This is a genomic window from Streptomyces sp. NPDC030798, assembly GCF_055572275.1.
Genome location: NZ_JBVIDR010000001.1, coordinates 458,161 through 479,879 on the forward strand (window position 1 = coordinate 458,161; position 21,719 = coordinate 479,879).

The 21,719-nt window shown below is 73.8% G+C and carries 14 protein-coding genes; 8 read left to right on the top strand and 6 right to left on the bottom strand.

Going from position 1 to position 21,719, the window contains the following annotated elements; genetic code table 11:
• The first annotated feature begins 1 nt into the window (after window position 1).
• The 4 genes from ACZ404_RS02115 to ACZ404_RS02130 all read left to right on the top strand — a co-directional run bounded on the left by ACZ404_RS02115 (window position 2) and on the right by ACZ404_RS02130 (window position 7,414).
• Window positions 2–3,958 carry a DUF5682 family protein gene (locus ACZ404_RS02115; RefSeq protein ID WP_468435347.1) on the top strand — a complete coding sequence of 1,319 codons (3,957 nt, stop codon included), beginning with the start codon at window positions 2–4 and terminating at the stop codon, window positions 3,956–3,958.
• Window positions 3,955–5,733: a hypothetical protein gene (locus ACZ404_RS02120; protein ID WP_468435348.1), complete on the top strand. Its 1,779-nt coding sequence runs from the start codon at window positions 3,955–3,957 to the stop codon at window positions 5,731–5,733. The genes ACZ404_RS02115 and ACZ404_RS02120 overlap by 4 nt, the downstream gene beginning before the upstream one ends.
• Before the next feature lie 260 nt (window positions 5,734–5,993).
• Window positions 5,994–6,809 carry a helix-turn-helix transcriptional regulator gene (locus ACZ404_RS02125; protein ID WP_468435834.1) on the top strand — a complete coding sequence of 272 codons (816 nt, stop codon included), beginning with the start codon at window positions 5,994–5,996 and terminating at the stop codon, window positions 6,807–6,809.
• 308 nt (window positions 6,810–7,117) lie between these two features.
• Window positions 7,118–7,414 carry an L-rhamnose mutarotase gene (locus ACZ404_RS02130; protein ID WP_468435349.1) on the top strand — a complete coding sequence of 99 codons (297 nt, stop codon included), beginning with the start codon at window positions 7,118–7,120 and terminating at the stop codon, window positions 7,412–7,414.
• Between the two features lie 147 nt (window positions 7,415–7,561).
• On the opposite strand, the gene ACZ404_RS02135 is transcribed toward ACZ404_RS02130, so the two are convergent.
• Together ACZ404_RS02135 and ACZ404_RS02140 are read right to left on the bottom strand one after the other, a co-directional pair.
• Window positions 7,562–9,793 (bottom strand): alpha-L-fucosidase, encoded by a 2,232-nt coding sequence (locus ACZ404_RS02135; RefSeq protein ID WP_468435350.1) that lies wholly within the window; start codon window positions 9,791–9,793, stop codon window positions 7,562–7,564.
• A 300-nt stretch (window positions 9,794–10,093) separates the two neighbouring features.
• Window positions 10,094–10,516, bottom strand: a complete 423-nt coding sequence (locus ACZ404_RS02140; RefSeq protein WP_468435351.1) for a secondary thiamine-phosphate synthase enzyme YjbQ — start codon at window positions 10,514–10,516, stop codon at window positions 10,094–10,096.
• Between the two features lie 90 nt (window positions 10,517–10,606).
• Here ACZ404_RS02140 and ACZ404_RS02145 point away from each other — a divergent pair, with 90 nt between their 5' ends.
• Window positions 10,607–11,692, top strand: coding sequence for an NAD(P)-binding domain-containing protein (locus ACZ404_RS02145; protein ID WP_468435352.1), 1,086 nt, complete (start codon window positions 10,607–10,609; stop codon window positions 11,690–11,692).
• A gap of 12 nt (window positions 11,693–11,704) precedes the next feature.
• Here the strand turns inward: ACZ404_RS02145 and mltG are convergent, their stop codons facing one another.
• Window positions 11,705–12,745, bottom strand: coding sequence for an endolytic transglycosylase MltG (gene mltG / locus ACZ404_RS02150; RefSeq protein WP_468435353.1), 1,041 nt, complete (start codon window positions 12,743–12,745; stop codon window positions 11,705–11,707).
• Between the two features lie 204 nt (window positions 12,746–12,949).
• The gene (locus tag ACZ404_RS02155) at window positions 12,950–14,758 is read right to left on the bottom strand and encodes an ABC transporter ATP-binding protein (protein ID WP_468435354.1); all 1,809 of its coding nucleotides are present in this window, start codon (window positions 14,756–14,758) and stop codon (window positions 12,950–12,952) included.
• A gap of 113 nt (window positions 14,759–14,871) precedes the next feature.
• Here ACZ404_RS02155 and ACZ404_RS02160 point away from each other — a divergent pair, with 113 nt between their 5' ends.
• Window positions 14,872–15,321 (top strand): MarR family winged helix-turn-helix transcriptional regulator, encoded by a 450-nt coding sequence (locus tag ACZ404_RS02160; protein ID WP_468435355.1) that lies wholly within the window; start codon window positions 14,872–14,874, stop codon window positions 15,319–15,321.
• 42 nt (window positions 15,322–15,363) lie between these two features.
• Here the strand turns inward: ACZ404_RS02160 and ACZ404_RS02165 are convergent, their stop codons facing one another.
• Window positions 15,364–16,986 (bottom strand): peptide-N4-asparagine amidase, encoded by a 1,623-nt coding sequence (locus ACZ404_RS02165; RefSeq protein ID WP_468435356.1) that lies wholly within the window; start codon window positions 16,984–16,986, stop codon window positions 15,364–15,366.
• Window positions 16,987–17,041: 55 nt separating this feature from the next.
• Window positions 17,042–17,797 (bottom strand): L,D-transpeptidase family protein, encoded by a 756-nt coding sequence (locus tag ACZ404_RS02170; RefSeq protein ID WP_468435357.1) that lies wholly within the window; start codon window positions 17,795–17,797, stop codon window positions 17,042–17,044.
• Between the two features lie 243 nt (window positions 17,798–18,040).
• Between ACZ404_RS02170 and ACZ404_RS02175 the strand changes: the two genes are divergently transcribed.
• Together ACZ404_RS02175 and ACZ404_RS02180 are read left to right on the top strand one after the other, a co-directional pair.
• Complete coding sequence (locus ACZ404_RS02175; protein WP_468435358.1) at window positions 18,041–19,867, top strand: ABC transporter ATP-binding protein; 1,827 nt, start codon at window positions 18,041–18,043, stop codon at window positions 19,865–19,867.
• A complete protein-coding gene (locus tag ACZ404_RS02180) occupies window positions 19,864–21,645 on the top strand; it encodes an ABC transporter ATP-binding protein (protein ID WP_468435359.1) in 1,782 nt (593 codons plus the stop codon). Before ACZ404_RS02175 ends, ACZ404_RS02180 begins: the two co-directional genes overlap by 4 nt.
• Window positions 21,646–21,719 lie beyond the last annotated feature (74 nt).

A 21,719-nucleotide genomic window follows, 5' to 3' on the forward strand; every position in this document is an offset into this window, starting at 1 on the left:
CGTGCCCGACGCTACTGCCGAGGCGGCCCTCGCGGCCCTCACCGACCCGGCGGCGCCCTACCTGGTCGGCGTACGGCACCACGCGCCCTCCCTGGCCGCGGCCGTGCCCGCGCTGCTGGAGGCGGCCAAGCCGGACGTCCTGCTCGTCGAACTCCCGGCCGAGCTGCAGGACTGGCTGCCGTGGCTCGCCCACGAGGACACCCGAGCACCGGTCGCCCTCGCCGCCGCCCGCGGCGACGGCGCCGGCGGTCCGGCGTTCTACCCCTTCGCGGACTTCTCCCCGGAACTGGCGGCGGTGCGCTGGGCGGCACGGCACGGCGTACCGGTCGTCGCGTGCGACCTGCCGCTCGCGGACCGGGCGTGGGGCGGGGCCGAGCCGGAGGCGACCGCCGGGGGCACGGCTGTGGGGGCCGAGGAATCCGGAGACGGGCCCGCGTCCGAGGACCCGGCCCTCACCGGGGCACGGCCTGGCGGCTGCCTCACACCGGGCAGCGGCCACGCCCTGGCCCCGTCCGGGCTCGTCGACGCGCTGCGTTCCCGTCTCACCGGGCGGCCCGGTGACGACCTGTGGGACCGGCTGGTCGAGGCCACCGCCCCGGGTTCGCCGCCGGAGGCGCTGCGCCGGGCCGCGCTGCTGACGGGCTGGGCGCTGCGCGCGGACGCGGCGGCCTCCGGCGGAGTGCCGGAGCTGGATCTGCGGCGCGAGGCGTGGATGCGGTCGTGCCTGGCCGCCGCGACGGCACACGGCGAGCGGGCCGCCGTGCTGGTCGGCGCCTTCCACGCCCCGGCGCTCGTGGCCCCGCCCTACGGCGCGGAGGCCGGTGGCACCGTATCCGCCCCGCCCGACGTCACGGCTGCGGCAGGCACCGTGCTTGCCCCACCCGACGGCACCGAGTGGGGAGCCGTCGCACCCGCCCAGCTCGACGGCACGGCCTGCGCCGTACCCGCCCCAACCGAGAGCGCCGAGGCCGCCGGCGCCGTACCCGCCCCAACCGAGAGCGCCGAGGCCGCCGGCGCCGTACCCGCCCCAACCGAGAGCGCCGAGGCCGCCGGCGCCGTGCTCGCCCCGCCCGACGGCGCCGACGCCGGTGCCGTGCCGGCCCCACCCGACGGCGCCGACGTGTCCACCGGTCGTATCCGGCCGGGATCGGCCCGCGCCGGGAAAGGGGCCGCGCCGGTCGCGAACAAGGCCCAGCCCGTCTGGACCACGTCCCTCATCCCCTACACCTACGCCCTCCTCGACGAGCGCTCCGGCTACCCCGCGGGGATCCGCGACCCCGAGTGGCAGCACAGGGTGCTCGAGGCGGCCGGTGATCCCGGTGCGCTGGAGGACGCGCTGACCGGTGCCGCCGTACAGGTGTGTGCGGAGCTGCGGGCCCTCGGGCACCCGTCCGGCCCCGCAGACGCGCGGGAGATCGTACGACTCGCCGGTGATCTGGCCCGGCTGCGGGGCCTGCCCGCGGCGGGCCGGGGCGAGTTGGTGGAGGCGGTGCAGACGGTGCTCGCGCAGGGCGAGCCCTACGGGCGGGGCCGGGCCGTCGCGCGGGCGATGGAGAGGGCGCTCGTCGGCACCCGGGCCGGGCGTCCCGCTCCGGACGCGCCCCGCAGCGGGCTCGCTCCGGCGGTCGAGGCGGAGCTGGCCGCACTGGGCCTGCCCGGGCCCGCCGACTCGGGCCCCGGCACCGCGCGCGACCTGCGGCTCGACCCGCTCCGCTCCGACCTGGACCGCCGCCGCGAACTCCTGCTGCGCCGCCTGGCGGTGTGCGCGGTGCCGTACGCGGAGCCCAAGGGGGTCGCCGGCACGGGTGGCGCCGAGGCGCTGACCTCGCGCTGGGAGGTGCGCTGGACCCCGGCCACGGCGGCCATGCTGACCGCGGCGGGCGTCCGCGGTGTCACCCCGGCCCAGGCCGCCGAGGGTGTGCTGCGGGAGCGGCGCCGCACGGAGCGCGCCGAGGGCGGCCCCACCGCGGCACAGGCCCTGCAGGGTCTGGAGCGGGCGGCGGAGTGCGGACTCGGAGGTCTGGCGGACGAACGGCTGGAGGACACCGCCGAGGTGCTGCCGAACGCGGGCACGCTGCCGGAACTCCTCGCCGCCCTCGCCCTGTTGGACCGGTTGCGCGCCGGTCACATCCCGGGGCTGCCGGCCGACGAGGACCGTACGGTGCGGGCCGCGGCCGTGGCCGAGCTGCTCACCACGGCTGCCGTGCGCCAGGTCGACGGGCTGGCCGGTTCCGAGGACCCCGCCGACGCCCACGCCCTGCTGGAACTCGCCCACCGCGCGGACCTGCTGGGCGGCATCCGGCTCACGGACGCGCTCGCCCGCCTGGCCGCCGGCGGCTCCCCGCTGATGCGCGGGGCCGCGGGCGCCGTCCGGGTGCTGCTCGGGCAGGAGGATGCGGGCGGCTTCGGTGACCGGGTGGCGTCCTGGGTGGACGGCGCCTGCGACGCGGAGTCCCGGTCGGCACTGACCGCGCGGCTCACCGGTCTGCTGACCGCGGCCGGGCAGCTGCTGGAGTCGGCGGCGCCCGCGCTGGAACCTCTGCTGGGCCGGGTGTCGGACCTGTCCGACCAGGACTTCCTGGACCGGCTGCCGGCCCTGCGGGGTGGTTTCGACACGCTCAGCCCCGCCGCCCGCGACCGGCTCCTGTCCGCCGTCGAGGAGCGCCTGGACGAGCGGTATCTGGCCGACACCGGCGCCGCCGACCCCGTCGCGCTGGCCCGCTGGACCCGCGCCGACCTCGCGGCCCGTGCCGCCCTGGCCGACTGGGGACTCCTGCCGCCGGCCCGCCGGCCGGAGGCGGCCGGCGACGCGGCCGGCGGACCCGCCGCGCCCGCTTCCGCCACGGACCACCGGCTGGCACCGGCCGACCGGTGGCGCCTGGTGCTGGGCCGCCGCACCGACCAGCTGCCCGCCTCCGCCCGTCCGTTGGCGACCGCACTGGACGAGCTGTACGGCAGCGGGCGCGGCGAGGGCAGCCGGGGCGACCTCGCCGGCGCGGGCCGCGGCGGCGGGCGTGAGGCGCCGTATCCCGGGGTGCGCGAGTGGTCCGAGGAGCTGGCGGCGCTCTTCGGGCCAGGCATCCGCGAGGAGGTACTGGCGGCGGCCGCCGCCACGGGCCGCCAGGACGTGTTCGCGGAGCTCGACCCGGACACCGTACGGCCCTCCGTCGACCTGCTCCGCTCGGTGCTGCGGCATGCCGGAGGGTTGCCGGAGGCCCGGCTGGCCGCGCTGCGTCCGCTGGTGAGGCGCCTGGTCGACGCGCTGACCCGGCAGTTGGCCACCCGGTTGCGCCCTGCCCTGCACGGCACCGCCCTGCCGCGCCCCAACCGGCGCCCGGGCGGCGGGCTCGACCTGCCCCGCACGCTGCGCGCCAACCTGGCGACGGCACGGCGTATGCCGGACGGCACGGTCCAGGTCGTTCCCGAGCGGCCGGTCTTCCGCACCCGGGCGCGCAAGGCCGCCGACTGGCGGCTGATCCTGGTCACCGACGTGTCCGGGTCCATGGAGGCGTCCACGGTCTGGGCGGCGCTCACGGCCTCCGTGCTGGCCGGGGTGCCCACCCTGTCCACGCACTTCCTGGCCTTCTCCACCGAGGTCATCGACCTCACCGACCACGTCGAGGACCCGCTGTCGCTGCTGCTCGAGGTCAGCGTGGGCGGCGGCACGCACATCGCGGCCGGGCTGCGGCAGGCGCGCGCACTGGTCACCGTGCCCTCGCGCACGCTCGTCGTGGTGGTCAGCGACTTCGAGGAGGGCCACCCCGTCGGCGGGTTGCTGGCCGAGGTCCGCGCCCTGGTCGGGGCCGGCTGCCATGTCCTCGGCTGCGCGAGCCTCGACGACGCGGGCCGCCCCCGGTATTCCACCGGGGTCGCCGGTCAACTGGTCGCCGCGGGCATGCCGGTGGCCGCCCTCAGTCCGCTCGAACTCGCCCGCTGGGTAGGGGAGAAGATCGCATGACTCCGGAACCCGTGGGATCGGACGGTGAGCGGCCCGAGCTGCCGCCGGTCGATCCGTCCGTGACGGCCGAACTCGTCGGGGCGCTCTCGCCCCGGCTGCGCAAGCGGCTCGACGCGGGCGTCGCCAAGCTGTCCGGCCGCCCGGCCGTCCGCGACGGCGACACCGTGCGCATCGCCGTCGACGACAGCACCGCCGTGGAACTGCACGCTCCCGGCGGGACGGTGACGCGCGCGGACGCGGTCCGCTGCGGCTGCCTGCTGGCCCCGGACTGCCTGCACCGCGCGGCGGCGGCCTCGGCGGCGCCGGTCGCGGAACCCGTCGCGCTCCCCTCTGCGGGATCCCCCGCGGATCCGGCGCCGGTGACCGCATCCGGGCAGCCTGGCGCGAGGGAGCGGGAGGAGCCCGAGCGGGCGGGCCCTGAGCAGCACGCCGCCGCAAGGGCCGTCCACGCCGCCGCGGCCGCCGTGCTCGAAGCGGGTACGGACGGCTCCGGCGCGGTGCTCCAGGCGGAGTTGCTGCGTGCCGCGCACACGGCTCGGCTCGCGGGGCTGCCGAGGGCCGCCGCCGCGGCCGTCTCCGTGGTCACCGCGCTGCGCGCGGCCCGCTCCGCCGACCCGGCGTACCGCCTCGCCGACCTGGTCGGCTCGTTGCGCGAAGCCCTGTCGGCGGCCCACCGCCTACCGCGCGCCGAGGGCGCGGAACTGACCGAGTGGCGCGGCACGCTGCGCCAGCCGTACCGCCCGGACGGCTCGCTGCGGTTGTACGGCCTGTTCTCCGAGCCGGTGCTCACGGCGAGCGGGTACGCCGGTGCCGTGACCTGGACCGCCGACGCCCACGGCCGCCTGTACCAGGTGTCGGACGTGGCACCGGGCGGCGCCGGGCGGGCGGTGGGCGCGGCCGACCGGGCCGTCCGCGTGGGCGACACGGCGCTGACGCACCGTGAGCTGGCCCGGGCGGGACTGGCGGTGTCCGGGGCGACGGTCTCCCCGACGGGCAGGCTCGGCGCGGGCGCGGGGGTACGGGCGGTCCGGGCGTCCGGTGCCGGCTGGCGCGAGGAGCCCCTGGACCGCCTGTGGTCGGTGCCGGCCGCCGAGCAGGTGGGCCGGGCCCTGGCCGGGGGCCACGACCTGCTGTTCCTGGAGGTGACCCTCACCGGGACGGCGAGGGAGGCGGCGGGTGACTGTCTCCTCGCCGACTGCGGGGGCGTCGGCCTGCGCCTGACCGCCGCCCACGACCACCCGGCGCTCCCCCACCGCGACAACCTGCGTCTGCTGGCCGCCGCACGGGGCAGCCGGCTCCGGGTGATCGCCCGGCTCGCTCCGGCCCCGCACCCCCGAGCCCTGCTGCTGGCCGTCGAGCACCCCGCCGACCCCGGCAGCCGTGTCGACGCCGGTCTGGACCGGCTCCAGCACGCCGACCTGCCCGTGGCGCCCGCCTCGCCGGCCACCGCGGTGGCCGTGCCCACGCCCGAGGAGGCTCCGGTTCATCTGCTGCGGCGCCGCGTGCACCAGGCGGCCTCGGGCGGCCGGCTCGTGCTGTCCTTCGAGGGCCCGGGGCACCGGGGGGCCGACGCCCGGCGGCTGGCCGGGTACGGTCTGGCGACGGCGGGTGACCTCCTGGACGAGCTCCACGCGGCTGCGGCCGAGCGCTCCCGGGATGTCTTCGGCCGCCTTCTCCCGGCGGATCCGGACCGGTTCGCCCGCGCCTGGCTGGCGGCGGCCCGCTACACCGACGAGGTCGACCGTGCTCTGTGCGCGGCGGCCTGGGGCGCCTGAGCATGGGGGTCTTCGGGTGCCTGAGGGGGATGGCTCGGGGCACCGGGGAGCGGGCGAGGGCGGCTCCTGGAGCCGCGGCAACGCCGGGCGGGCCGCCGTTCCCCCGCGCCGGCGGCCCGCCCGGCGTGCGTCCGAGCTGGTCGGCGCCGCCGGGTTGAAGTCTGCGGCAGCCGGGGATGGCGGGGGTATGCGTACAAGTACGTACACGCGCCGGACAGGGGGACGGTGAGCGGGCGAGACGCGGAGAGGACACCGTGGTACTGGGGCTGGACAGGGCCTACGAACGTTTGACGGCGGTCGCCGTCGCGGCGCTCCACGAGCGGGATCCCGGGCGTCTGTGGCCGATGCTCAGCAGCGCGCTGGTGGATCTGTGCGGCGGTGAGGCGGTCGTGCACAAGCTGGAGGACTGGAGCGAGGCCAGCGGCACGGTCGGCGTCGCCCCCGGCGCGGCGGCCGCCGAACTGGCCCGGCTTGGCGAGGCGGAGCTGGGTCTGCTGCGCGCGGGCTACCCCTTCGCCCAGCACTACGCGGGCCGCCCCGACCGGGCCCCGGTCACCGCGCACCGTGCGGCGGGCCCCGGCTGGACCGGCAGCGCGACCGCCCGCCTGCTCGACGACACCCTCGACGTCGACCACGTGCTCGGGGTACCGCTGCCCGGCAGCGGTACCCCGATCACCGGCTGCCTGGTCTACCGCTCGGGTGCGGACTTCACCGACGACCACCTCGCGATGGCCGAGCGCGCGCAGCCGCTGCTGGCCGGCGTGGAGCGGCAGCGGCAGTTGCTGGAGGAGTGGCGGCGGTCCGCCGCGGCCCCGGCCGGGCCGGCGGACGAGCGGGCGGCGGACTGCGCGCTGACGCCGCGCGAGACGGCCGTGCTGTTCCTGCTCACCGACGCCCTGACCGCCGACGCCGTCGGCCGCCGCCTGGGCATCTCGGTCCGTACGGTGCACAAGCACATCGAGAACATCTACCGCAAGCTGGGCACCCGCGACCGCGTCAGCACGCTGCTGCGCGCCCAGCAACTGGGTCTGGTCCCGTCCCCGTCCCGGCGACCCCCTGTCACTCCGGGAGGCTGAGCCGCGCCTGGGAACCGTCCAAGGCTCCGTGCATCGAGCGGGACACACCCGCGGGCCCGCCGCCGGCGCGGGACCCGCGCTCAGCCGAACAGGCGCCGCTGGATCTCCTTGCGGCGCCTTCGCGGAGCACACCATCACCGCCGTCCGGTACACGACGTGCGCGGACGACAGCTGGATCGGGGACAGGCACGACTACGGCCACACGGACCCCGTGGTCACCGACACCGAACAGTCCTGTGACAGCGCCTTCCTGACGGTCCACCTGCCGGCCTCCACCCGGATCCGGCTCACACTCCGGCTCCGGCTGCGTGCCAACACCCCCAGCTACCGGACGCCACGTCTGGCCGGGAGTCGAAGCCGCCCCCCTGCGGGCTCAGATCCGCAACTACAGCATCTTCCTCCACGGCGACGCGCTGTTCGCCTACTTCGAGTACCACGGCGAGGACTTCGAGGCCGACATCGCGGCACTCGAGGCCGACCCCGAGACGCAGGAGTGGTGGAGGCTCACCGAGTGGCCCCCGCCTACGTCGGCATCTGCGGCACCGACCTGCGCTGAGTCGGCCCGGGCGTGGAGGGCTGTTCGCCCGGCGACGCGGTCACCGTGAGCCACTGCGCCGGGAGGACACCTGTCCGGCCTGCCGGGCCGGGAACCGGCACATCTGCCAGCACCTCGACTTCATCGGCATCGACTCTCCCGGCGCGATGCAGCAGCGCCGGACCGTGCCCGCCACTCGGGTCACTGCGGTGCGGTGTCAGAGGGCGGTGAACGTCCACAGCAGGTTGGTGCTGCTCCCGTACGTCCACTGCTTGGTGACGGAACCGGAGGCCACGTCGCCGCCCCCGTCGAGGACGAGGCCGGTCGTACGGTTGGCGATCGAGTAGCGGCCGTCGCCCCGGTGGGTGATCTTCCACTGCTGGTTGGTGCCGCCGTTCCACGGTGCCTGCCGAGCGGTGGCCCCGTTCGCGGTGGCGCCCCAGCCGTCGGCGACCATCCCGTTGGTGCGGTTGATCAACTTGTAGTAGCCGCCCCCGACTTCGACCACCTGCCACTGGAGGTTGGGGCTGCCGTCGTACGTCCACTGCTTGAGGCCGTCGCCGGCGCCGACGTCACCGCCGCTGTCCAGGGCCAGGCCGTCTGTGACGTTGGTGATCCGGAAGTACATGGACGGCTTGAACTGCACCTTCAGGGAGGAGACCGCGTCGTTGTTGCCGGTCACCCGGAGGTCGGGGGTGTCGGCGGTGAAGGTCCACGAGGTGCCGGTGAAGCCGTCTCCGGAGTAGCCGATCACCTGGTAGCCCGGAGCAAGCCGCAGGGAGGAGAGAGTGCGGGTGCCGAGCCCGGCGAGGCCGAGCTGGTCGCCGGTGCAGTCGCCGATCGCCAGGACCGCGCCGGCACCGTCGTAGTCGACGTCTCTGAAGAGCACGGCGCCGTGCGCGGGCGCCAGGGTGGGTATCTCACCGGAGAAGGCGAGTTTCAGGACGTAAGCGTTGGCGCCGAACGGTGCCGACGAGGGCAGGGTCACCCGCAGCCCGGTGGAGTCCTGTGCCGGCGCGGGCAGCGTGATGTAGGTGCCGGCAGTGGCGTCGAGCAGCTTCACGGACGTCAAGGACGTGAGGTCGATCCGGCCCGCGGCGAGGGTGGCGATCCTCAGAGTACTGCCGGGCCAGCCGAGGACGGTGGCGTACAGGACGGTGTTGGCCTTGTTCCGCGTGAACCGGATGTCCTGCGCGGTGCCGGCGGTCGGGTTGGTGAACGCGCCACCGCCCATCTTCGTCGGGCCCTCGCCGTACGCGGTCCACGCGCGCGTCGCATACACCGACTCGCCGAAGCGCCGCAGATGGTCGCCGATCCCCAGCAGAACGTCCTTCTGAGCCTGCGGGATCGTGCCGTCGGCCATCGGCGCGATGTTCAAGAGCATGTTGCCGTTCTTGCTCACCCGGTCGATGAGCGAGTGCAGCATCTGCTGGACGCTGTAGTAGCCGATGCCCTGGGTGTAGCACCAGCTGGAGTTGGAGATGCTGTCGTCGGTGAGCCAGTAAGGGGCGGTGAGGTCGGCCGGGCCGCCGCGCTCGTAGTCGAAAACCTCACCGTGGCCGTTCATCCCGTCCTTGTAGGTGGCGACGACTTCCGTGCCCCAGGAGTTGGCCTGGTTGTAGTAGTACGCCAGGAAGTTCAGCCGCTGCTGCTCGTCGACGGCGTCCAGCTTGAAGTCCTGCCACAGGATGTCCGGCCGGACGTGGTCGATGACTTCCTTGAGCTTGTCGTACCAGAGTTGATTCTCCGCCGCCGGACCCAGCTGTCCGTACAGCTTCCTCAGGCTCGGGTCGGTCTGCGCGGGGACGTGATCGTAGAAGCCGTTGAAGTGGTACGCGTGGTGCATGGCCACCAGCAGCTTGAGGCCCTTGGCGCGGACGGCCGTGGCGAACAGCCGCAGCAGGTCCAGCTTCGGCCCCTTGGCGGCCGAGTTCCACTCGTTGGCCTGGCTGTCCCACATCGAGTAGCCGTCGTGGTGCTCGGCGACGGGGCCGGCGAACTTCGCACCGGCGTCCACGAACAGCTGCACCCACTCGTCGGGGTCGAAGTGTCCTCCGGCCGACTTCAGCTTCGGCGCGAACTGGACGTCGTGGCCCGCCAGGTCCTTCGCCCCGTTGATGAAGTCGTGGTACGGCCACGCCGAGGGTTGACCGAAGGTGGCGACGTGGTGCGTGTTGGCCGCGCTGCCGTCGATGTACATGTTGCGCGGATACCACTCGTTGTCGTACGCGGGGACGCTGAAGACGCCCCAGTGGAAGTAGATGCCGAACTTGGCGTCCTGGAACCACTCCGGAGCCGGCGGATGCTGATCGACCGAGCCCCAGTCGGCCGTGTAGGTGGCGGGCGCCGCTTGGGCGTTGCCGGCGCCGAACACGCCCCCGGCGACGGTTGCCGCGGCCACGCAGGTCGCACCGGCAAGGAACTGGCGTCTGTTGGTCCAACTCGACATGGGCATCCCTGGTACGGAGGAGGGGAGGGGGGTGCGCTCAGCAGAACGGAGCGTCCTGGTGCCACGGATGAAGGTCGAGCATGGGGAGCACTCATGTCAACAGTCGTGCGTGAGATTAATGGGATGAATGAAGGGGACCGAACCGAACGCGCCGCTCCGGCACACCCTTTTCGATCCCATTTGAGCTGCACAGTTCACAAGCGCTGGCCCGACACAAGAGCGCCGGCCGCATACACACATCCCATCTATCTGGTGTGCATGCTTGCTCACCGACCTGGCTGCAGCAACCGACGACCCCGCTCAGCCCAGGAAGCTCAGGCGTACCTGACGGTTGGCGTTGTCGACGTTGGTGTCCACCAGGCACACCGACTGCCAGGTGCCCAGTTCCAGTCGCCCGCCGACCACCGGAAGCGTGGCGTGGGGCGGTACGAGGGCGGGCAGGACGTGGTCGCGGCCGTGGCCGGGGCTGCCGTGGCGGTGCTGCCAGCGGTCGTCGGCGGGGAGCAGGGTGTGCAGGGTGGTCAGGAGATCGTCGTCGCTGCCGGAGCCCGTCTCGATGACGGCGATCCCGGCCGTCGCATGCGGGACGAAGATGTTCAGCAGGCCGTCACGGCCGGCCGCCGCCTCGCGCAGGAAGCTCTCGCAGTCGTCGGTGAGATCGACGACGCGTTCCCGGGATCCGGTGGCGATGTTCAGGACTCGCGTGGTGAAGACATCTGACATGCTCCCATCCTGACCCAGAGGCCGCGTTCCACACGCCAGGGGCGCCGAACTGCCGGGAAGATCCCCGGGCGCGTCCCTGTTGGGAGAGGCGTGAACGGAACACGCGAGGTCGAGGCAGTCGTCATAGGCGCCGGCCAGGCCGGACTGTCCAGCGCCTACCACCTGCGGCGCACCGGATTCGAGCCGGCCCGCGACTTCGTGGTGCTGGACCACTCCCCCGGCCCGGGCGGCGCCTGGCAGTTCCGCTGGCCGTCGCTGACCTACGGCAAGGTGCACGGGATGCACTCCCTGCCCGGCATGGAGTTGACGGACGTCGACCCGGCGCGGCCGTCGGCGGAGGTCATCAGGGAGTACTTCGACCGCTACGAGCGCACCTTCGGCCTGCGGGTGCGACGGCCCGTGGAGGTGCGGGCCGTGCGTGCGGGAAACGGCGGACGGCTGCTGGTGGAGACCTCGGACGGCACCTGGTCCACCCGAGCGCTGATCAACGCGACCGGCACCTGGGACCGGCCGTTCTGGCCGCACTACCCCGGTCGGGAGACCTTCCGGGGACGCCAGCTGCACACCGCGCAGTACGCCGGGCCGGAGGAGTTCGCCGGGCGGCGTGTCGTAGTGGTGGGCGGCGGTGCGTCCGGCACCCAGCACCTGCTGGAGATCGCCCCGTACGCGGCCGCCACCACCTGGGTCACCCGGCGGCCCCCTGTCTTCCGTGAGGGCCCCTTCGACCAGGAGGCGGGCCGGGCGGCGGTGGCGCTGGTGGAGGACCGGGTACGGCAGGGACTGCCGCCGCGGAGCGTGGTCTCCGTCACCGGGCTCCCGCTCAACGACGCGATCCGGCAGGGCCTGGCCGACGGGGTCCTGGACCGGCAGCCGATGTTCGACCGGATCACCCCGGACGGGGTGGAGTGGCGGGACGGACGGCACGTGGCCGCCGACGTGATCCTCTGGGCCACCGGCTTCCGGGCCGCGCTCGACCACCTCACGCCGCTGCGGCTGCGCGAGCCGGGCGGCGGCATCCGCGTCGACGGCACCCGCGTGGTCGCCGATCCGCGGATCCATCTCGTCGGCTACGGCCCCTCGGCCAGCACCATAGGGGCCAACCGGGCCGGGCGTGCGGCCGTACGGGACATCCGGCGGCTGCTGGCCGAGCAGCCGGTGGAGTCGGCCGCCGCGTGATGCCCCGCCGGCTCACTGCGGCGGCAGCGTGACCGTGGGCTGTGTGACCGGGGGCCGCTGCGGGCTCGCGGGCTGCGTGACCGGGGGCCGCTGTGTGTCCGAGGGCTGCAGCGGGGCCGGGGGCTGCTGCGATGCCGGGGGCCGCTGTGGGCTCGGGCTTCCGCTCGGCCGGGGCTGCGCCGTCGGCGACTGGTGCCGGGCGTTGAACTCGGCGACGTTGCGCTGCTGCTCGTTGTAGTCCGCGGTGAAGCGGGTGTCGCCCGGCTTGACCGTGACGAAGTACAGCCAGTCGCCCGCCGGCGGGTTGGTCACCGCGCGCACGGCGTCCTCGCCCGGGTTGTCGATCGGGGTGGGCGGCAGGCCCATGCGCTGGTAGGAGTTGTACGGGTTGTCCATGCGGGTGTCGCCCACACCGGTGTGCACGCTGGTGCGGTTCAGGGCGTAGTTGAGGGTGGAGTCCATCTGCAGCGGCATGCCGTGCTGCAGCCGGTTGAAGACGACCCGGGCCACCTTGCCCATGTCGGCCTTGGTCGCGGCCTCGGCCTGCACGATGCTGGCGACGGTGACGGTCTGGTAGACGTTCATCGTGGTGTGCTGCGCCCCGGCGGCGACCGGCGCCCTGTCGAACTTCTCGTTGGCGGTGTCGACCATCAGCCGTAGCAGCGACTCGGGAGTGGCGCCCTTGTCGACGGGATAGGTCGCGGGGAACAGATAGCCCTCCGGATTGCCGTCGGCCTCCTTGGGCAGCTTCAGGTGCGCCTTGCCGAGGGACTTGCGGGTGCTGCCCGGGGGCAGCCCGAGCGCCCGGTCGACGGCGTCGTACACCTGGCTCGCGCGCCAGCCCTCCGGGACGACCAGTGTGCGGGGGGCGGCGGTGTGCTGGTGGCCGGTCTTCGGGGGCAGCAGCAGCGGCACCGCCACGGCCGCGCCGGCCAGGACGGCGCCGGTCAGGACGAGGACGAGGACGAGCTTGCCCCGACGCGTGAGGCGCAGCGTGCCGGGCTGCACCGTGCCCCGGCGCGCCGTGCTCCGTGGCATCGCGCTGCGTGGCATGGCGCTCCGTCGCGTCGTACTGCGTCGGCTCGCGCTCCGTCGCGGAGTGTTCATCTGCATGCGGGCACGGTAGTACGCATATGACCATAAACCCGACATATCGTCAGCTTGCCGGGTGAGGTCGCCCCTCAGTGGCCGGACCGCTCGCCCGAGCGAGCCGCCCCGGCACCGTCGGCGCGTCAGCCCGCCGGCACCGTCAGCCCGTCAGCCCGCCGGCTCCAGCTGCGCGTCGCGGCGCACCAGGGCCGCGTACCGCCCGTCGCGCTCCAGCAGCTCCTCGTGCGTGCCCCGTTCGGCGACCCGGCCGGAGTCCAGCACCACGATCTGGTCGGCGCCGCGGACGGTGGACAGACGGTGGGCGATGGTCAGGGTGGTCCGGTCGGCGGACAGGGCGTCGATGGCGTCCTGCACGGCGGCCTCGGTACGGGTGTCCAGGGCGCTGGTCGCCTCGTCGAGGATGAGGACCGGCGGGTCGCGCAGGATGGTGCGGGCTATCGCCAGGCGCTGCTTCTCGCCGCCGGAGAAGCGGTGGCCCCGTTCGCCGACGACCGTGTCGTAGCCGTCGGGCAACGCGGCTATGTGGTCGTGGATCTGGGCCGCCCGGGCCGCCGCGTACAGCTCCTCGTCGGTGGCGTCCGGCTTGGCGAAGCGCAGATTGTCGGCGACCGAGGCGTGGAAGAGGTACGTCTCCTGCGAGACGACGCCGACCGCGCGGGCGAGAGTGTCGAAGTCGAGGTCACGGACGTCGACGCCGTCGAGGGTGACACGGCCGCCGGTGACGTCGTAGAGCCGCGGCACCAGATAGCCGAGCGTGGACTTGCCGGCGCCGGTCGGGCCGACGACCGCCAGGCTGCCGCCCGCGGGCACGGTCACGTCGATGCCGTCGAGGACGGGGCGGGTCCGCTCGTCATGGTCGTAGCGGAACTCGACGCTCTCGAAGCGGACCTCTCCCTTGATCCGGTCGAGGTGGACCGGCTGCTCGCGCTCGGTGATGTCGACGGGCAGGTCCAGGTACTCGAAGATGCGCTGGAAGAGCGCGAGGGAGGTCTGGATCTGGACGCCGGTCGCCAGCAGGCTCACCGCCGGGCGGAACAGGCCCTGCTGGAGCGAGACGAAGGCGACGATGGTGCCGAGGGAGGCCTGCGGACCGCCGAACCGGAGGGCCAAACCCGCGGTCCAGTAGATGACGGCGGGCATCGCGGCCATGACGATCGTGATGACGGCCATGCGCCAGCGCCCGGCCATGTTCGACCGCACCTCGAGGTCGACCAGGCGCTCGGACTCCTCGGCGAAGGACGCGGTCAGCGAGTCGGAGCGGCCCATGGTGCGGCCGAGCAGAATGCCGCTGACGGAGAGCGACTCGGTGACGGTGGCGGCCATCGCTGCCATCTGCTTCTGCCGCTGGGTGGTGATTCTCTTGCGTTCGTTGCCGACGCGGCGGCTGATCCACACGAACACCGGCAGCAGGAGCAGCGAGACGATCGTCAGCCGCCAGTCGAGGGCGACCATCGCGACGATCGTGGCGACGACGCTGGTGGCGTTGGAGACCAGCGAGGTCGCGGTGGAGGTGACGGTGGCCTGCATGCCGCCGATGTCGTTGGCGATGCGGGACTGCACCTCGCCGGTGCGGGTGCGGGTGAAGAAGGCGAGCGACATGCGTTGCAGCCGGCCGTAGACGGCGGTGCGCAGGTCGTGCATGACGCGCTGGCCGACGGTGGTGGAGATCAGCGTCTGCAGCACGCCGAACACGCTGGAGAGGACGGCGCTGAGGATCATGCCGAGCGCGAGCAGGCTCAGCAGCCCGGTGCGGCCCTGCGGGATCGCGACGTCCAGGGTCTCCTTGAGGAGGAACGGTGTGGCCACCGAGACCAGCGAGGCGGCGCCGACCAGCAGGCCGACGATCGCGAGCCGCCCTCGGTAGGGGCGGAAGAGCTTGAGGATGCGCCGCACCTGCCGCGGCTGTTCCTTGGCGTCGGCAGGCGGGGTCCAGGAGGGTTCACGGTCGGGATGCATGGGCTCCTACGGAGGTGAGCGGGCGCCGGCCGAGGGCTGCCGGCGAGGACTGACGGATCGTAGCTCATTGTTACCTATACTCACAATGAACGGCATCCTGATATTGTTCCCGCATGACCACCCCCGACCCCGACGGCCTGCTCGCCGAGCAGCTGCTGAGGCTCACCCGCCGGGTGCACCGCATCCAGAAGCGCCACCTTGAGCGGCGTGACGTGGGCATCACACCGGCCCAGTCCCGGCTGCTGCGCACCCTGGCGCACTGCGCTTCGCCCCCGCGCATGGCGGACCTCGCCGAGCGCCTGGAGGTGGTGCCGCGGGCGGTGACGACGCTGGTCGACGGGCTGGAGGCGAACGGCAAGGTGCGCCGGGTGGCGGATCCGGCGAACCGGCGCGTGACCCGGATCGAGCTGACGGACGAGGGCCGGGCGGCCCTGCGCGAGCTGCGCGGAGCCCGCCGGTCGGCGGCCGAGGAGATCCTCGCGCCGCTCACCGAGAAGGAGCGCCAGGTGCTGGGTGTGCTCCTGGACACGCTGATCGAGGGGGAGCCCGCCAAGCGCTGCTGAGGACAGGGCCCCCGGCCGGCGTGCCCAGGAGGGATGCCCGGCTCAGCAGCGACTGCGGTCCTCCGTCAGCACCCCCTGCTCCGTGGTCAGAGAACGGTCGTAGCAGCCGTCCGAGCCGTGGCGGCGGTACCGCTCGCTCGACGTGCCGACGGCGTGCCGCTGCTCGCGCGGGACGTTGACCGTGTACGCGGCATCACCGCTGTAGGTGTCGTCGAGCCGTGACCATGTGGTGCGCCGGCCGCCCTGTCGCTCCACGAGCGTGACCCGGTCGCCGAGCGTCAGCACGGTGCGCAGCCGGTCGTCCGGGCCGAGGGTCGTGGTCCCGTTCACGGTGTACGTCCGGTGGGTGTGCGTCGTGTGCGCCGTCCGCGCCGGAGCGGGTGCGCCCCCGGTGGTGACCGTCTCGTCGTCCGTCCAGGTCGCGTCCAGCCCGTCCGTGTTCTCGCCGTCGGTCCAGCGGTGCGCGGAGCGGTTGGCGAGGGTGCGGGTGACCGTGGTGGTCACGCGTCCGTGCGAGGTGTCCAGGTATCCGGAGACGGTGAGCCGGTGACCGGCCTCGGTGTCGACCCGGTTCTCCGTACCGGGGGTGTAGACCGAGGAGTTGGCGAGGTCCGTCGCCCGGTCCACGGTCAGGGCTCCGCTCACCCGGGCGCGGTGCGCGTCCTGCCAGACCAGGACGTTCACCGGGGTGCTCCAGCCCGACCGGCCCGCGGGCACGCCCACGACGGAGACCTCCACCCGGTGCGGGCGCCCGTCGTCGAGGAGCCCCGCGAAGGGCGTCAGGTCGTACTCCAGTGGCCGTACGTCGAAGGCGCGCGGTCCGGGGATGACATACCAGAGGAACGGGTTGGACCAGCCGCCGGTCCACACGTGCGGGTAGGGCGCAGCGATCCCCGCAAGGTGCCCGTCGACCGTGATCTGCACCTCGCGGTACGGCCCGTGGTCGGCCTTGCAGGAGTACGACGCCGGGTCGGCCACGGTCAGGTACCAGAACTCCTCGCAGCCGCCGCCGGATCCGGTGGCGTACACCTCGGCGACGATGCGCTCGCTGTTGCGCGGGGTAGTGAGGGTCGTGCCGCCGGGCGTGTCGGCCAGGGTGAGGACACGGTCGGGGGCCGGGGTCGCGGGGCGGCCCGCGTAGAAGGTGAGCGTCGCTTTGACGCCGATGACGCCGGTGTAGGTGTCGTCGACCACGTTGCCGATGAGCATCTCGACGTCCTGCGCCCTGCGGAAGGTGTCGCTGTAGCGGGTGACGTCCTTCTCGACGTGCCAGGCGATGCCCTCGGGGGAAGGCTCGGGCGTCGAGGTGCGCAGGATCTCGACCCCGCCGACGTGCAGGTAGCCGAGCCGGTCGAACTGACGGCCCTTCACCGTGCCGTCGAGTCGCAGCACGACCTTGCTCCAGCGGTCGCCGCAGCCCTGGGGCGGTGTGTAGGAGCCCCGGTAGGGGGTGAAGTCGCGGAACTGCGTCTCGGCCAGCGTGACCTGGCAGGACCTGGTGTGCGGCCGGGCGACCGGCGGGGCCGCGGTCACCGGGTCGTGCCAGTCGGTGCCGAACTCGCCGGGCACAGGGGCGGCCTGCGCGGCGGCAGTTCCGCCGGCGAAGAGGGTACTCACCAGGAGGGTCGCCCCGGCGAGCATGGACATGACTAACCGTCTTCTCATGGCCGGTGTTCTACGGGGAGACCGGGCCGCCCCGCAATGACGCCTCCCTGGCCGGTCAGGCGTCCAGCTCCGCCCGGTCGCCCATGACGATCACCGGGTGACGGGCGGGGTCGAGCGTGCGCAGCAGGTACTGCATGGCCTTCTTGGACACACTGACGCAGGCCGAGGTGCCGCTGCCATGGTCCATGTGCAGCCAGATGCCGCCACCCTTGTCCTGCCCCAGGGGGCGGGTGCCGTCGAGCGGTGCGGTGCCCCGGACACGGTTGTAGTCGATGGCGATGACGTAGTCGAAGTCGTGCTGGTGCGACGCGGCCCAGGACGACGGTGGCGCGTAACCGGCCGCGTTGTGGTCGTACGGCAGCCTGGTGCCCGGGTCGGGCAGGACGCCTCCCGCGTCGGAGAGGGTGAAGACGCCGACCGGGCTGCGCTTGTCGCCCTCGTGGTGGTCGGTGGTCCAGCCCCGGCGGCCGTTGTGGGCGGGCCAGCTGTTCGCCGCGTGCCAGTGCGTACCGCGCCGGGTGTAGAGCACGACCCTCGACTGTGCCGAGTTCCGGCCCGCGCCTACCGCGACGACGACCTGGCTGGAGTCGGCCGGTATCCGCCGGTACAGGCGATCTCCGACATCCGGGATGCGGGTCGGGTCGGCCTGTGGGGTGGAGCTGTGCGAGGCCCTGGCCGCCGGACCGGCCGCCCCGCCGGCCCGGTCGCTGCCTGACTCGGAGCCTCCGCCGCCGCAGGCGGACAGCCCCGCCAGCAGGGTCCCGAACGCCGCCACCCCGACCGTCACACGCCACACACCGTCGATCCGCACCCGACCATGGTGGCATCCCGTTCCCAAGGCGGTGCGACCGCCCCGGTGTTCACACCGGTGTTCGACGCCTCCGGACCCGCCTCTGTCCTGCGGACGAGTCGGCCCGCCGCACAACCCGGCCTGAACCCGGCGCATTTCACCGACCGCCGGAGAAAACCGGTTGAATTTCACCACTCTGCGACGCGACCCTTTCACGGTTTGTTGCCGCCTCCCCCCACACCTGACACGAGCCACTGGGACGTCATGCAGATTCAAGACCTTCCGTATTCCGACCCGGGCGTCCCGGACGCGCGATCGGGTCCTCGCTTCCTGTGGTGGCTCTGGCGCAACCAGCTGGGCGGCCAGCTGAAGTCGCTGGCCTGGGGCCTGCTGCACTTCGTCTCCGTCTCCGCGCTGCCCTTCTGCGTCGGCCTCGCCGTCCAGGCGGTCGTCGAGTCCTCCGGCACCCGACTGGCCCTGACGGGAGCTCTGCTCCTGCTGTGCGGAACCGGGGTCGCGCTGGGCGACACCTTCCTGCACCGGACCGCCGTCACGAACTGGATCACCGCCGCCGCCCGGGTCCAGCAGCTGCTGGCCCGCAAGGCGGCGCACCTCGGCTCCGCGCTGACCCGGCGGGTCGCCGCCGGAGAGGTGGTGGCCGTCTCGACCGGCGACGTGGAGAAGATCGGCTGGTTCGTCGAAGCCCTCTCCCGGTTCACCGCCGCCGCGCTGACAGTCGTCGTGGCCTGCGTCGGCCTGCTCTTCTACCAGCCGGCCCTGGGCGCGGTCGTCGCCGTCGGCCTGCCGGTCGTGGCGCTCGCAGCGCTGCCGCTGCTCCCCCGGGCCACCCGCCGGGCCGACCTCCAGCGCGAGAAGGCGGGCCGTGCCACGGAGCTGGCCTCGGACACCGTCGCGGGGCTGCGCGTCCTGCGCGGCATCGGCGGCGAGGACCTGTTCCTCGACCGCTACCGGCGCGCCTCGCAGGAGGTGCGGCACGCCGCCGTACGCAGCGCCCGGATGTGGTCGCTGATCTCCGCCATCCAGGTGCTGCTGCCCGGACTGCTGCTGATCGCGGTCGTCTGGCACGGCATCGGCCTGGCTCGTCAGGGGCGGATCACGGTCGGCGAACTGGTCACCGTCTACAGCGCCGTCATGGTCCTCAGCTATCCGCTGCGGCACTTCGAGGAGATCGCCATGGCGTACTCCTTCTCCCGTCCGTCGGCCAAACGCGCCGCGCGCGTGCTCTCGCTGGAGCGGTCCACCGACGCCGAGGGATTGCGCGAGGCCGCGGTGCCCGGCGGCGACCTGTTCGACCCGGCCACCGGTCTGCTCGCGGACGAGGGCCTGCTCACCGCCGTGGTGTGCGGTGATCCGGACGCGGCCGGGCGGCTGGCGGAACGCCTGGGCGGCCACCCCGCCGAACCGGGCGTCTCGGTGCTGCTCGGCGGGGTGCCGCTCGACGACCTTCCCCTCGACAGCGCCCGCACCGCCGTCCTCGTCCAGGACAAGGACCCGGTGCTGCTGTCGGGCACGCTGCGCGACCTGTTCGACGTGCCCGCGTCCGGCGCCGTCCGCGCCGAGGACGCGCTGGCGGCCGCGCAGTGCGCGGATGTGCTGGAGGCACTGGTGCAGGGCTCGCTGGACGTCGCCGACCCGATGGACGCGCGGATCACCGAGCGCGGCCGCTCCCTGTCGGGCGGCCAGCGCCAGCGGCTCGCGCTGGCCCGGTCCCTGATCACCGACCCCGAGGTCCTGGTCCTGGACGAGCCGACCTCCGCGGTCGACTCGCACACCGAGGCCCGGATCGCGGACGGCCTGCGACGGCTGCGCGCGGGCCGGACGACGGTGGTCTTCACCTCCTCGCCCCTCCTGCTGGACCGCGCGGACCGGGTCGCCCTCGTGCACGCGGGCGAGGTCGTGGCGGTCGGCGTGCACCGCGAACTGGTCGACACCGACCACCGGTACCGGGCCGTGGTGACACGGGAGACCGACGAGGAACTGGCCGCCGCCGGCCCGGACCGGAACCTGACCGAGGAGGGCGCCCTCCTGGGTGCCCTGGACAAGCTCACAGAGATCGAGGAAAGCGCATGATCGGCGTTGCGCCACCGGCGTACGACCCGGCGGCCCCGACGACCGCCACCACCCTGCCCGTCGGCGCCGCCGCCACCGTACGCGCCTACGTGGCCGAGCTGTTCCGCCGGCACCGCCGGGCCTTCCTGCTCCTCATCGCCGTCAACACGGTGGCCGTGCTCGCCTCCATGGTGGGCCCCTACCTGCTCGGCGGCCTCGTCGAGCGGGTGTCGGACCACGCGCGGGACCTCCATCTCACCGCCACCGCCGGGATGTTCGTCCTCGCGCTGCTCGTGCAGGCCGGCTTCGTCCGGCAGGTGCGGCTGCGGGGTGCGATGCTCGGCGAGCGGATGCTGGCCGACCTGCGCGAGGACTTCCTGGTCCGCTCGGTCGGGCTGCCGCCGGGCGTGCTGGAGCGGGCGGGCACGGGCGACCTGCTGTCCCGCATCACCACCGACATCGACCGCCTCGCCAACGCGATGCGGGAGGCCGTACCTCAGCTGGCCATCGGCGTCGTGTGGGCGGTGCTGCTCCTCGGCGGTCTCGTGGTGACGGCCTGGCCGCTGGCGGCCGCCGTCCTGCTCGCGGTGCCGGTGCTGGTGGCGGGATGCCGCTGGTACTTCCGACGGGCCCCTTCCGGCTACCGCTCGGAGGCCGCCGGATACGCCGCCGTCGCCGCCGCGCTCGCCGAGACCGTGGACGCGGGGCACACCGTCGAGGCGCACCGGCTGAGCGCCCGGCGCATCGCGCTGTCCGAGCGACGGATCAAGGAGTGGACCGCCTGGGAGCGGTACACCCTCTGGCTGCGGTCCGTGCTCTTCCCGGTCATCAACGCCGTGCACGTCATCGTCCTCGGCTCGGTCCTGATGGTCGGCGGGACCTTCGTGCTGCGGGGATGGATCGACGTGGGCCAGCTGACCACCGGCGCCCTCGTCGCACAGATGCTCGTCGACCCGGTGAACCTGATCCTGCGCTGGTACGACGAGGTGCAGGTCGCCCAGGTGTCGCTGGCCCGCCTGGTCGGCGTACGGGACATCGAGCCGGACGCCGGGGACCCCGCGCTGGCCCCCGCCGGCCGGGACGTGCACGCCGACCGGGTGCACTTCGGCTACCGCGAGGGCGTCGACGTGCTGCGCGAGGTCTCCCTGGCGGTCGCGCCGGGAACCCGGCTCGCGCTGGTCGGCCCGTCCGGCGCGGGCAAGTCCACGCTGGGCAGGCTGCTCGCCGGCATCTACGCGCCCCGGGACGGCCGCATCACCCTGGGCGGCGCCGAACTGTCCCGGATGCCCGTGGAACGCGTCCGCTCGCACGTCGCCCTGGTCAACCAGGAGCACCACGTCTTCGTCGGCTCCCTGCGCGACAACCTCCTGCTGGCCCGCACCGACGCGGAGGACGCCGAACTGTGGGCGGCGCTGGACGCGGTCGACGCGGACGGATGGGCGCGTGCGCTGCACGACGGCCTGGACACCGAGGTCGGGTCCGGCGGGCTGACGCTGACCCCGGCGCAGGCCCAGCAGATCGCGCTGGCCCGGCTGGTGCTGGCGGACCCGCACACACTGGTGCTGGACGAGGCGACCTCGCTGCTCGACCCGCGTGCGGCTCGCCACCTGGAGCGCTCCCTGGCCCGCGTCCTCGACGGCCGCACGGTGGTGGCCATCGCCCACCGGCTGCACACCGCGCACGACGCCGACGTGATCGCCGTCGTGGAGAACGGACGCATCAGCGAGCTGGGCAGCCACGCGGAACTGGTCGCGGCGGACGGCGCCTACGCGGCGCTGTGGCAGTCCTGGCACGGCTGAGGGGGTGAGGCGAGGCCGTGTGCAGGGCTGAGCGGGACCGCGCGTACGGGCACCCGCACGGCCCGAGCGCCGCG